At 70.6% G+C, this 12,605-nt stretch carries 8 protein-coding genes; 1 reads left to right on the top strand and 7 read right to left on the bottom strand.

What is annotated here, in order from left to right; genetic code table 11:
• Window positions 1-111 precede the first annotated feature (111 nt).
• The 5 genes from ABT106_RS01890 to ABT106_RS01910 all read right to left on the bottom strand — a co-directional run bounded on the left by ABT106_RS01890 (window position 112) and on the right by ABT106_RS01910 (window position 8,404).
• Complete coding sequence (locus tag ABT106_RS01890) at window positions 112-1,050, bottom strand: RsmA family anti-sigma factor (RefSeq protein WP_351270829.1); 939 nt, start codon at window positions 1,048-1,050, stop codon at window positions 112-114.
• Window positions 1,047-1,742: an RNA polymerase sigma factor SigM gene (gene sigM / locus ABT106_RS01895; RefSeq protein ID WP_351270832.1), complete on the bottom strand. Its 696-nt coding sequence runs from the start codon at window positions 1,740-1,742 to the stop codon at window positions 1,047-1,049. Before sigM ends, ABT106_RS01890 begins: the two co-directional genes overlap by 4 nt.
• A 328-nt stretch (window positions 1,743-2,070) precedes the next feature.
• Complete coding sequence (locus ABT106_RS01900) at window positions 2,071-3,801, bottom strand: protein kinase family protein (RefSeq protein WP_351270836.1); 1,731 nt, start codon at window positions 3,799-3,801, stop codon at window positions 2,071-2,073.
• 117 nt (window positions 3,802-3,918) lie between these two features.
• Window positions 3,919-6,093, bottom strand: coding sequence for a murein biosynthesis integral membrane protein MurJ (murJ, locus tag ABT106_RS01905; RefSeq protein WP_351270839.1), 2,175 nt, complete (start codon window positions 6,091-6,093; stop codon window positions 3,919-3,921).
• A 46-nt stretch (window positions 6,094-6,139) separates the two neighbouring features.
• Complete coding sequence (locus ABT106_RS01910; RefSeq protein ID WP_351270842.1) at window positions 6,140-8,404, bottom strand: DUF6049 family protein; 2,265 nt, start codon at window positions 8,402-8,404, stop codon at window positions 6,140-6,142.
• Window positions 8,405-8,590: 186 nt separating this feature from the next.
• On the opposite strand from ABT106_RS01910, the gene ABT106_RS01915 reads away from it, so the two are divergent.
• Window positions 8,591-10,033 (top strand): CCA tRNA nucleotidyltransferase, encoded by a 1,443-nt coding sequence (locus tag ABT106_RS01915; RefSeq protein WP_351270845.1) that lies wholly within the window; start codon window positions 8,591-8,593, stop codon window positions 10,031-10,033.
• 69 nt (window positions 10,034-10,102) lie between these two features.
• On the opposite strand, the gene ABT106_RS01920 is transcribed toward ABT106_RS01915, so the two are convergent.
• Together ABT106_RS01920 and ABT106_RS01925 are read right to left on the bottom strand one after the other, a co-directional pair.
• The gene (locus ABT106_RS01920; RefSeq protein WP_351270848.1) at window positions 10,103-11,371 is read right to left on the bottom strand and encodes an MFS transporter; all 1,269 of its coding nucleotides are present in this window, start codon (window positions 11,369-11,371) and stop codon (window positions 10,103-10,105) included.
• A 104-nt stretch (window positions 11,372-11,475) separates the two neighbouring features.
• Window positions 11,476-12,558, bottom strand: a complete 1,083-nt coding sequence (locus tag ABT106_RS01925; RefSeq protein WP_351270851.1) for an inositol-3-phosphate synthase — start codon at window positions 12,556-12,558, stop codon at window positions 11,476-11,478.
• Between the last annotated feature and the right edge of the window lie 47 nt (window positions 12,559-12,605).

Consider the following 12,605-nt stretch of genomic DNA (forward strand, 5'->3'; position numbering starts at 1 on the left):
TCCTCGTCTCTGCGGACTGCTTTTGCCTACCGGGGGCCGGTGCGGACTCTCACCCCACCCAACGGATCCTAAGGCGCGTGCATTCCCCGGCCGCGCCGCGATCCCGCGGTGTCAGTTTCGCGGGTAGGTGCCCGACATCAGGAGCTTCCCGGCGGCGGCCTCTCCGGCGGACTCGCAGGCGGTTTCCACGAGGTAGACGTCGGCCCGGGCGGCGTCGCCCGGGTGCGGGAGAACCAGGAGGTAGACCGGCGCCCCCCGGTAGCTGCCGCGTTCGGCCGCGAGTGGGGTATCGGGGCGGCCGGTGCCGTTCTGGACACACGCGGGGACGGTGGCGGCCACGCGGTCGCCGCTGCCCGCGACCCCGGGGCCCGGAGAGGTGTTCTCCATCCCGTAGGTGTTGTTCTGCTCCTGAGGGGCCGTCTTGGCGCCCGGGCCGGAGGCCAGGAGCCGGCGGACGCTGTCCGGTAGGCCCTGAGCGGTGTAGGTCCCGTCCTCCGCGGGGGCCTGAGCCGTCGAGGACGCGGCGTCGCCGCGCGCGGCCGTGCGCTGTGCGGGCGGGCCCGGCAGATCGGCGAACAGGAAGACTCCGAGGGCGCACGCGGCCGCTCCGGCCAGGCCCGTGATGACGGCGATCCGGCGACGGGCGCGGCGGCCTGGGCCGCTTGGGCCGATCGGGTGACCGGAGGGTCGCCGGGCGTCCGTCATGGGGGTCACGCCGGTCGGTGTTTCACGTGGAACACCGTGGTCCACGGAGCCGGTCCCGGGCACGGCAGAGGAGGGGACGGGGGGCTTCGCGGCGTCGAGGAGCGCCTCGGCCGCGAGGGCGGCGTCGATGCGTCCGGCGATGTCGGCGGGCATCCGGGCGGGGCCGGGGAGGGTGCCCAGCAGGCCGCGGATCTCGTCCAGGGAGGTGCGTACGTCCGCACACAGGGAGCAGGCGCCGAGGTGGCGGCGGACCTCGCCGGTGCGGGACGGGGAGAGGAGTCCTTCGGCCAGGTCGGAGATCTCCGAGACGTCCGGGTGCCTGGTCGTGCCGTTCGTGGGGCTCACGGTCGTCCACCTCCGCCCTTCACAGCGTCTGGGTCTGGATGCCTGGGTTCTGCCGCTGGTGTGACGGATGTGCCCGGCGTCCGGTTCCTTCCCCGCTCGGTGACGGTGTTATCCCCGGCGTTCGTGCGCAGATGAGTGAGGAGCGGCACCAGTTTGGCCCGGCCCCGCGCGCACCGGCTCTTCACCGTTCCGGTGGGTACGTCGAGGATGTGGGCGGCCTCGGCGACGGGGTAGCCCTGCATGTCGACGAGGACCAGTGCGGCCCGCTGTTCGGCCGGCAGGGTGCCCAGGGCGGCCAGGAGCTGCCGGTGGAGGTCCTCGCGCTCCGCGGGGGCCTCGGCGGACTCATGGGGCTCCAGGAGCCGCTCCAGGCGGTCCGTGTCGTCCAGGGGCGCGGTCCTGCGGGAGGCGGTCTTGCGTGCGCGGTCGAGGCAGGCGTTCACGGTGATGCGGTGCAGCCAGGTCGTGACGGCGGACTCCCCGCGGAAGGTGTGCGCGGCCCGGTAGGCGGAGACGAGGGCGTCCTGGACCGCGTCGGCGGCCTCCTCGCGGTCGCCGAGGGTGCGCAGGGCCACGGCCCACAGCCGGTCGCGGTGACGCCGTACGAGCTCACCGAAGGCGTCCGGGTCACCGGCCACGTGCCGGGCGAGCAGGTCCCGGTCGGTGCGGGGGTCGTCAGCGGCGGGCCTCATGAGTCCCCTCCCCTGGTCGGATCCGTGCAGGTATTGAATCGGGTTTGCCGCTGAAAGTAAACGACGGGAATCGGGCATTTCAGTCATGATCGTCCCGTGTTCCGGACCGTCGGCCGAGGGTGCTTGCGGGAAATGCGGCCGCCGTCTCTTATGCCCTCGGGCGGTGGGTCGGAACCCGCCATCGGTTCGGCCGTGCGAGGCGTCGCCACCAAGGAAGCGGAGTCCAGGACGGGTTCGGGGAGCCGCCCCGCTCCGCAGCGGTCGCACCGCGGGGCTGTGGGAATACCGTTCCCACAGCCCCGAATTTCTTTTCCGTATGCTCCGGCCGCTATGAAATGCGCGAGAACGAAACGTTCGTGATGGCCTGCTTGTAGCCGGCCCCGCTGAATTCATAGGCGTCGGACTTCGGCATGGCGGTGATCCACAGGACCACGTAGCGCGTATTGACCGGCGTCTCGGTGGCGAGGTCGAGCTTCTTTCCGGAGGTCTTGCCGGTGGCGATCTTCCGCATGGCACTGACCGGCGTAGCCGACGACAGGCTGTCGGCAGCGTAGAGGGTGGCCGTGGTGTGGTCGCCACCGAACTGGAACGCTATCGACGCGGCGTTGACCCCCTGCTCGGAGCCCAGGTCGTAGGCGATGCCGACGCCCGCCTTGAAGGAGGTGTCCATCTCGGGACCGTCGTTGTAGCGCTTGGTCCGCCAGTACGACGCGGGGTCGTTGTCGTAGCTGTTCGCGACGTCCTCGGCGTTCTGCGCGACCCCGTCCGGGAAGTACTCCGCGGCGTCCCTGACGGGGAGCGGGACCGGTGCGGCCTTCGGGTCGTCGCCGGGCTTGTCGGGCTCGTCGTCCTGGGTGGTGCCGGTGTCGCTCTGGCTCCTGTGGTCCAGGAGCGTGTCGGCGAGCTGCCAGCTGCCCAGTCCGAGCGCGGCGATCAGCAGAGCGGCGACGCCCCACTTCAGAGCCCGGCCGGTACGGCTCTGCAGCGGGGGCGGCGGGACGACCACGACAGTCGGGGAGGCGGGTACGCCGGAAGGCGTGGGCCGGCCGTAGCTGCCCTGCTGGTACGTCGTGTGCTGGTATTCGGGCGGAGCGGTGAAGGTGGGCTCCGGCGGCCGGATGCGGGGCATCGCGGCGACGGCCTTGGCCAGTTCCTCGGGTGTGGTGCAGGCGGGTTCCTGGCGCGAGGCGGTCGCCCCGTCGTTGGCGAGCGCGCGCATGGCCAGCTCGCCCAGACTGCGGTGGACGCCCGCGCGCACCTGGTCGGGTGCGATCAGGCCCACGCCCTTGGGCAGGCCGGTGAGGCCGTAGGCGTCGTTCTCGTAGGGCCAGCGCTGGGTCAGGGCGGCGTACAGGAGCGCCCCGATGGCCTCGGTGTCGGCGCGCTGCGGGGTCTCGCTGGTGATGCCGCGCAGGGCGGCGTTCACGGCGAGGCCGCGGATGCGGTACTGGCCCGAGGAGGTTCGCAGTATGGCGCTCGGCGTCAGCCGCAGATGGGCGAGGCCCTCGCGGTGCGCGGCGGTCATCGCCTGCGAGATCTGGCTGACCAGCTGGTATGCCTCGTGGGCCTCCAGCGGGCCGGCGGCCAGCAGGGCGGTGAGCTCGGTGGCGTCGGGCAGCCACTCGTGGACGACGTAGACGAGGTCGTTCTCCTCCACGGCGTCGAGGACCTGGACGAACCGGGGGTCGCCGAGGAGGGCCGAGGAACGGGCCGCTGCCAGCACGGAGCGGGCCCGCGGGTGGTCGGCGGGCAGCAGGTGAACGCCCACGGCCCGGCGCAGCTTCTCGTCCATCGCACGCCAGCTGCTGAATCCGTCCACACGGGTGACGCATTCCTCGAGGCGGTAGCGTCTGGCGAGCTTGTGGCCGCTGTGGAGTTCGGGGGCGGCCGCGGGGGCCGCGCTGATCCGGTCGCCGTCCTTTTCGAGCACAGGTCCGCCCGCGGCTCGTCCGTTCTGGGTGTCCACCCCGTCGGCCGTGGCCTTGGCCGCATCTGCGGCCAGCGGCTCTTCGCCGCTGTTGTCGGCCACGTCGACGGCAGCCGTGCTACGTTCCGCCACCGTCGGTTCCGCCTCCCCATCCGTTGCGCGCTGTAGGCCAGTCTGCGAAGCCATGCCAATTGTGCCCACAGTCCGACGCTATGCACGACACGCGATGGGGTCCGACGGTTGTGCGCATCAGCGCCCCAAACGTCCGCGGACCATTCCGACCATCGCGTTGAGCTCTTCGATCCGCATCCGCTTGGCGGCGATGAGGAACACCGCCGCCAGGGCGATTCCCCCGGCGACCAGGGCGGCGGCCGAGCCGGTGACGCCGCTGCCGAGCCACTGGGTGACTCCGTAGGCGGCTGCCCCCGCGACCGCGGCGGCGGGGACGCACGCGCCGGTGAGGCGGGCGTAGGTACGCATCACGTGGGCGCCGTCGAGGTCACCGCCGAGCCGGTTGCGCAGTCGGCGCCAGGCGACGCCGACGCCGACGGCGTAGCCGAGCCCGTAGGCGCCGGCCATGCCGACGACGGCCCAGCGGGCGGGGAGGACGAAGAAGGAGGCCGCGGAGCCCGCCGCGTTGACGGCGGCCACGATGACCGTGTTGTAGAAGGGCGTCCGGGTGTCCTCGTAGGCGTAGAAGCCGCGCAGGACGACGTACTGGACGGAGTACGGGATCAGTCCGAGGCCGAAGGCCATCAGGACGTAGCCGATGTTCTGGGCGCCGGAGCCGGAGCCCGCGTAGAGCAGGGTCGCCATGGGGACGCCGAGCGCGAGGAACGCGAAGGCGCAGGGCACGATCGCGACGGCGGAGGTGCGCAGCCCGTACGAGATGTCGTCGCGGACGGCCGCGGCGTCACCGTCGTGGGCCGAGCGGGAGATGCGGGGGAGGACGGCCGTCATGACGGAGACGGTGATGATGGCCTGCGGCATCTGCCAGAGCAGCAGCGCGTAGTTGTAGGCGGTGATGCCCGTACCGGGGTGTCCCTGCTTCTCGGCGACCGAGCCGGCCCAGGTGGCGAGCTGGGTGACGACGACGAGGGCGATCTGGTTGGCGAGGACGAAGAAGAACGTCCACTTGGCCAGGCGGGCCGCCTTGCCGAGTCCGTGGCCCTTCCAGTCGAAGCGCAGGCGGGGGGTGAATCCGGCGTCGCGCAGGTAGGGCAGCATCGCGAGGGCCTGGACGGTCAGGCCCAGCAGGGTGCCCAGGCCCAGCAGGCGCACACCGTCCGCGGTGACGGTGGTGGCGTTGACGCCGGAGGTGGTGAAGCCGCCGAACGCCCAGATGAAGGCGCCGAAGGTGGCGATGACGACGATGTTGTTGAGGACCGGGGTCCACATCATCGCGCCGAACCGGCCCCGGGCGTTCAGGATCTGACCGAGGACCACGTGGACGCCCATGAAGAACATGGTGGGCAGGCAGTAGCGGGCGAAGGCGACCGCGACGTCCATCTGCTGGGGGTCGGAGGCGATCTTCGGCGACATCATCGTGATGAACACGGGTGCGGCCAGCACGCAGACGGTGGTGATGGCGGCGAGCAGCACCACGACGAGCGTCAGCAGCCGGTTGGCGTACGCCTGTCCGCCGTCGCTGTCGTTCTTCATGGCCCGGACGAGTTGGGGGATGAAGACCGCGTTGAGCGCTCCGCCGCCGACCAGCACGTAGATCATCGTGGGCAGGGTGTTGGCGATCTGATACGTGTCGTTGAAGGTGCCGACGCCGATGGCACCGGCGATGACCAGGGTCCGCAGGAACCCGGTGATGCGGGAGACGATCGTGCCGGCGGCCATCAGCGCGCTGGACTTGAGCAGGCTGGACGCCCGCCCGGCCGGTTTGGCGGGCGCCGGGGCCGCCACGGGAGCCTCTTCCGCGGGGGTGCGGGGGGCGGCCTCCTGGTCCCGGTAGAGGTGCGCGAAGGCGTCCGGTGCGGGCTGCTGGTCCGCGGCATTGGTCACGAGGGAGTCCACGCCCACGAACTGGGTGGTGGTCGCGTGGTCTCCGTACGGGAGGTGCCTCGACGGGCCGTCCGGCTCGGGCGGCGGCGTCTGGGCCCAGACGCGCGGGTCGGGGGAGTACGAGGGTGCGGACGGGGCCGCGTAGAGCGGGCCGGGCTCCTGGAAGGTGCCGGGCGGCGGCGGGGGGTGCGAGGCCCGGTCGTAGAGGACCTCGGCGACGGGGTCCTGGGCCGACAGGTCCTGCGACCGGTACGGGTCGTAGTCGTAGGCTCCCTGGACATACGGGTCGTGGTCCGGTGCGGGCGCGGGCGCGGGAACCTGCCCGGGCACCGGGGTGCCCGGGGCAGTGCCCTGGCTGGGCGCGGGCCCACCAGTGCCCTGCGCGCGGTCACCGTCGTACGGCGCGTTCATCGAAACCCCACCTCATCGTCCCCAGGCCGACCGGCCACGGCGTCGCTCAACGGTCCACTGTCTCACCCGTGCCGGACCCGTCGGTGCTTTGCGGTCCGGTGTCCGGGGACTCGTCACTCGGCTGCGTGCTCTCCTCGGCGGCCGCGCGTGCCGCGACGCGCTTGCGGCTGGCGTACATCTTGATGCCCGCCAGGACGAGGAGGAGCACACCGCCGGCGATCACGAGCATGACGGTGGGGGTGATTTCGGTGGCCTCGACGGTGAAGGTGCGTGCCTTGCCGTAGGGGACGCCGTCCGTGGTGAAGAGCTGAGCGGTGACCTCGACCGGGCCGCTCGCCGTGGCGTTCGCGATGAACTTTACGGTCTGGCTGTGCCCGCCCTGGACCGTGACCTCCTGCTCGTCCTGGCCCCCGTCGCCGAACATCAGGCGGGTCGGGTTCGCCGACTTCACCCGCAGGACCAGGTTGTGGACGTCCTGCACGAGGCTGTTCTGGACACTGACCGGGATGGTGGCGCTGTGGCCGGACAAGGTGGCGTCGGACTTGGGGATGACCTTGACCTTCTCCGTCAGGCCGATCAGGTACTCCTGCACCTGGTCCCGGTAGAGCCTGGCCTCCTCCGGGCGTCCGCGCCACGAGGTGGACATCTCACGGTTGGTGGTGTTGCCGAACGGAATCTCCACGCGGTCGGGCGCGGCGAGGATGACCTTGAAGTGGTCGAGGGTGTTCTGCGTGGTGCGGATCTTCTCGAACGCCGCCACCGGCAGCTCCTGCTTGCGCAGGGCCTCCGGGTACTCCCCCGCGCCCGGGACCTGGGTGGCGGCGCCGGGGTCGGGCTTGGCCGCGGCGGCGGACTCGAGGTCGCCGGGCTGGGTCCAGCGCCCGGCCTGGAGGCTGCGCAGGGCGACGGCCATGGAGTTCGCCTGGCTGGCGGACGGCATCCGCTGCGGGGCGACGACGAAGCTGCGCTGCTCGTCGGTCTTCTGCAGGTTGAGGGCCAGGCTCTGGGCGAGGAACCGCTGAACGGCGAGGGTGGAGTTGTCGGCCCGCAGCATGTCGCCTTCGAAGGCGGTGGAGAGCTCCTCGTCCGCCACGATCGCCGTGGTGCCCGCGCCGATGGGCCGGGCGGCGGAGGGGGTGTAGCCGAGGGCCCCGCTCTCCGTGAGGCTGTCGCTGCGGGTGAGGACGTTGTGGGCGCCGGCCGAAGTGGCGACGTTGACGATCGACGGGTCGATGGCGCCGTTCACGGGCCAGGAGAAATCGGTGGAGGCCGGAACGTGCAGGACGGTCTCGACGGCGTCCTTCGCCTTGTCCGTGGCGGGCCGGAGCTGGCCCAGGGTCCCCGACACGTCCTTGCCCTGGTGGGCCAGGGAGGCGAGGTCCGGGTCGGCGAAGGGCAGCGCGACGACCTTCTTGCCCTGGACGGCGGCTTCCAGCGCGCTCAGCCACTGCTCGGCCACGGCCTTCTTCTTGCCCTGGGCGGTCTTCCCGTCCGGACCGCGGACCCGGTAGCCCTTGGTCATCGCGTCGACCGTGAAGAGCAGATCGGGATCGATCACCCAGGTGACGGGGAGGTCCTTGCCGAGGGCGACCATCTGGCCGAGGCGGCCACTGGGCTCCAGCTCGGCGGCGAGCGAGTCGTCGAGGAAGACGGGGGTCTGCAGCTCGTCGGAGCCGGTCTCCGCGGTCACCCGGGTGTGGGCGATCAGCGGCCACGCGAAGGTCAGGCTGGAGCGCTTGGCGGCGGCATCCGGCTGCCAGGGCAGGAAGGTCCGCTTGATGCCGAGTACCTGTTCGGAGGGCCGCCGGTCGGTCGCCCCGGACAGCGACACACCGAGCTGGTAGACGCCGTCCTCGTCCAGCTCCAGCTTGTTCACCGGGACCGTGAGCGTGAAGTCCTGGCCCGCCTTCGAGGGCAGCGAGGGGAGCTTCACGGCGTAGGCCGGGTCGATCTCGCCCGGGTCCGTGCCGGCCCGGAAACCGCTGCGGTCCGCCACGTCGTCGATGGAGGCCCGGTCCGCCAGCGCGGGCCCGACCCGCAGCCCCACGTGAGCGTCGGTGATCGTGTCGGAGCCGTTGTTGACCACGGTGCCGGAGATGGTGAGGTTGTCGCCCTTGACCGGGGCCGCGGGGGTCATGGACGTCAGCTGGACGTCGACCGAGGGTCCCGGGGCCGCTTGGGCCTCGGGGGCGGGTGAGTAGATCAGAGCAGCGAGCACGGGCGTTCCCGCGAGCAGGACCACCGCCCGTCGCAGCCATCGGCGCCGGACAGGGGCGGGGGACGCCCCCTGGATCTCTGCCGCCTCGGCCACGCGTTAGCCCGTTCCTCGAAGTGTCTGTGGTCGTCGTCTGTGCGTCCACTGATGGTAACGAGACCCGCTGTGCGCGAGTGCCGCGTCTTGCTCCACATGATCGGCTCCGCCCCGGGGCGGTTGTGTACCGGGGTGGCCACAAAACGGGGAAGCCCGGGCCGGGCGGGCCACGTACCCTTTTCTGTTGTGCCGAAAGCCAACGAAGACAACCCCAGTGCCCTGAGTCAGGTGCAGCGCCGCGCGGTGAGCGAACTGCTGCGGATCGCCCCTGTCGCCGACGAGCTCGGCCGCCGTTTCCAGCAGGCGGGCTTCCGTCTCGCCCTGGTCGGCGGGTCCGTCCGCGACGCGCTGCTGGAGCGTCTCGGCAACGATCTCGACTTCACCACCGATGCCCGTCCCGAGGACGTGCTGAAGATCGTCCGGCCATGGGCCGACTCCGTGTGGGACGTCGGCATCGCCTTCGGCACCGTCGGGTCGCAGAAGGACGGCTTCCAGATCGAGGTGACCACCTACCGCTCGGAGGCGTACGACCGCACGTCCCGCAAGCCGGAGGTCTCCTATGGCGACTCCATCGAGGAAGACCTGGTCAGGCGGGATTTCACGGTCAACGCCATGGCCCTGGCCCTGCCGGAACAGGAGTTCATCGACCCGCACGGCGGCCTGGAGGACCTGGCCGCAGGAGTCCTCCGCACGCCCGGCACCCCCGAGGACTCCTTTTCCGACGACCCGCTGCGCATGCTGCGGGCGGCGCGGTTCGCGGCGCAGCTGGACTTCGAGGTCGCCCCGGACGTCGTGGCGGCGATGAAGGCCATGTCCGACCGGATCGAGATCGTCTCGGCGGAGCGGGTGCAGGGCGAGCTGAACAAGCTGATCCTCGCCACCCACCCGCGCAAGGGCCTGGGCCTGCTCGTGGACACCGGGCTGGCGGACCGGGTGCTGCCCGAGCTGCCCGCGCTGCGGCTGGAGAGTGACGAACACCACCGGCACAAGGACGTCTACGACCACTCGCTGATCGTGCTGGAACAGGCGATCGCCCTGGAGGAGGACGGACCGGACCTCGTGCTGCGGCTCGCTGCCCTGCTGCACGACATCGGCAAGCCCCGCACCCGCCGCTTCGAGAGCGACGGCCGGGTCTCCTTCCACCACCACGAGGTGGTGGGCGCGAAGATGACCAAGAAGCGCCTCACGGCGCTGAAGTACTCCAACGACATGATCAAGGACGTGTCCCGGCTGGTGGAGCTGCACCTGCGCTTCCACGGCTACGGAGACGGGGAGTGGACCGACTCGGCGGTGCGGCGCTACGTCCGCGACGCGGGGCCGCTGCTGGAGCGTCTCCACAAGCTGACCAGGTCCGACTGCACCACGCGGAACAAGCGCAAGGCCAACGCCCTCTCCCGGACCTACGACGGACTGGAGGAGCGCATCGCACAGCTGCAGGAGCAGGAGCAGCTGGACGCGATCCGGCCCGACCTGGACGGAAACGAGATCATGCAGGTGCTGGACGTCGGGCCGGGCCCGGTCATCGGCCAGGCGTACGCGTTCCTCATGGAGCTGCGCCTCGAGAACGGGCCGATGGAGCGCGAGGCGGCCGTCACCGCCCTCAAGGAGTGGTGGGCCGCACAAGCCTGAGGCGGTACGGCCCCCGTCGCTGTTTCACGTGAAACAGCGACGGGCGCGGGGGCCGGCGGGGGCGATGTTTCACGTGAAACGCCGCCCCCGCCGTTCCAGGAGGAACGCTGTCGCGGCGTACAGGGCGGCCACGCTGAGGATCAAGGTCACGGAGCGTCCGTCGACGGGGAGCATCAGGGAGGCCACCGCCGCCGCCGCGACGAACGCGATGTTGAACAGCACGTCGTAGACGGCGAAGACGCGGCCACGGTAGGCGTCGTCCACCTGGGACTGCACGACCGTGTCGGTGGAGATCTTGGCGCCCTGGGTGGCGAGCCCCAGGACGAACGCCGCGACCAGCATCGGTCCGGGGGTGAGGAACAGGCCGAGCGCCGGTACCAGTACCGCGGCGCCCGCGGCACAGACGCTGATCGTCCCGCGGGTGCCCAGCCGGCCCACGAGCCAGGGAGTGATGACGGCGGCCGCGAAGAATCCGGCTCCCGAGACGCCGATCGCCACGCCGAGCAGGGCCAGTCCGTCGGACTCGTTGTCCGACCAGGAGTAACGGCACAGCATGAGCAGCATGACGAACAGGGCTCCGTAGCAGAACCGCATCAGGGTCATGGCGGCGAGCGCCTGGGCGGCTTCGCGCCGGGCGGCCAGGTGCCGCAGGCCGTCGGCCATGCCCCGCACGCTGAGGGCGATTCCTTCGGCGACCGAGGGACGGAGCCGGCCGGGAGGGTGGTCGGGCCCCAGGAGGCCGATGGCCAGGCGCAGGGAGACCAGGGCCGCACACAGGTAGAGGCCGGCTCCGAGGAGCACGACGAGGGCGTCGGAGTCGGCCGCCAGCACGCGGACGAGGAAGGCCAGCCCGCCGCCGGCCACCGCGGCGAGCGTTCCGGCGGTGGGTGAGAGAGCGTTCGCCGTGACCAGCTGGTCGGGACCGACGACGTGGGGCAGGGATGCGGCCAGTCCGGCCAGCACGAAGCGGTTGACGGCCGTCACCGAGAGGGCCGAGGCGTAGAAAAGCCAGTCGGGCACGTGCGCGACGATCAGCATCCCGGTGACGCAGGCCAGGAAGGCGCGGAGCAGGTTGCCGTAGAGGAAGACCTGGCGGCGCCGCCAGCGGTCGAGGAGGACCCCGGCGAAGGGGCCGATGACCGAGTAGGGGAGCAGCAGCACGGCCATCGCCGAGGCGATGGCGGCCGGTGAGGTCTGCTTCTCCGGGGAGAAGACCACGTAGGCGGCGAGTGCGACCTGGTAGACGCCGTCCGCGGACTGGGAGAACAGCCGTACGGCGAGCAGGTTGCGGAAATCCCTCAGGCGCAGGAGTACGCGCAGATCACGTACGACAGGCATGAGGGCAAGGGTCACATACGCGGAGGGTCCCCGGGCACATTGCCCGGGGACCCTCCGCGGAAGAACAGCCTAAGTCCAGGTGTCCGGAGGACCCTTGGGCTCGACTAGCGCTCGACCTCACCCTTGATGAACTTCTCGACGCTGGCGTAGGCCTCGTCGTCGAAGTACTGGACCGGCGGGGACTTCATGAAGTAGCTGGAAGCCGACAGGATCGGTCCACCGATACCGCGGTCCTTCGCGATCTTCGCGGCGCGCAGGGCGTCGATGATGACACCGGCGGAGTTCGGGGAGTCCCACACCTCGAGCTTGTACTCGAGGTTCAGCGGGACGTCGCCGAAGGCGCGGCCCTCGAGGCGGACGTACGCCCACTTGCGGTCGTCGAGCCACGCGACGTAGTCGGACGGGCCGATGTGGACGTTGTTCTCGCCGAGGTCCCGGTCGGGGATCTGCGAGGTGACGGCCTGCGTCTTGGAGATCTTCTTCGACTCGAGGCGGTCGCGCTCGAGCATGTTCTTGAAGTCCATGTTGCCGCCGACGTTGAGCTGCATGGTGCGCTCAAGACGGACACCGCGGTCTTCGAACAGCTTCGCCATCACGCGGTGCGTGATGGTGGCGCCGACCTGGGACTTGATGTCGTCGCCGACGATCGGGACACCGGCCTCGGTGAACTTGTCAGCCCACTCCTTGGTGCCGGCGATGAAGACCGGGAGGGCGTTGACGAAGGCGACCTTGGCGTCGATGGCGCACTGCGCGTAGAACTTCGCCGCGTTCTCGGAGCCGACGGGCAGGTAGCAGATCAGGACGTCGACCTGGCGGTCCTTGAGGATCTGGACCACGTCGACCGGAGCCTCGGCGGACTCCTCGATCGTCAGGCGGTAGTACTTGCCCAGGCCGTCCAGGGTGTGGCCGCGCTGAACGGTCACACCGGCGTTCGGGACGTCGCAGATCTTGATGGTGTTGTTCTCGCTGGCGCCGATGGCGTCCGAAAGGTCGAGGCCGACCTTCTTCGCGTCGACATCGAACGCGGCGACGAACTCGATGTCACTCACGTGGTAGTCGCCGAACTGGACGTGCATCAGACCGGGGACCTTGGCCGCCGGGTCGGCGTCCTTGTAGTACTCGACGCCCTGCACCAGCGAGGCGGCGCAGTTGCCTACGCCGACGATGGCTACGCGAACCGAACCCATTCCGGTTGCTCCCTGTTTGTTCTCGGACGAGGCCTGCGAGATGCAGG

The sequence above is a fragment of the Streptomyces sp. NPDC002044 genome (genome assembly GCF_040296725.1).
Taxonomy (GTDB): domain Bacteria; phylum Actinomycetota; class Actinomycetes; order Streptomycetales; family Streptomycetaceae; genus Streptomyces; species Streptomyces antarcticus.

Excerpts from the sequence above, each read along its gene's own strand:
- sigM (WP_351270832.1), bottom strand. The coding sequence starts at position 1,742 with ATGAGGCCCGCCGCTGACGACCCCCGCACCGACCGGGACCTGCTCGCC.
- murJ (WP_351270839.1), bottom strand. The coding sequence starts at position 6,093 with ATGAACGCGCCGTACGACGGTGACCGCGCGCAGGGCACTGGTGGGCCC.
- ABT106_RS01920 (WP_351270848.1), bottom strand. The coding sequence starts at position 11,371 with ATGCCTGTCGTACGTGATCTGCGCGTACTCCTGCGCCTGAGGGATTTC.
- ABT106_RS01925 (WP_351270851.1), bottom strand. The coding sequence starts at position 12,558 with ATGGGTTCGGTTCGCGTAGCCATCGTCGGCGTAGGCAACTGCGCCGCC.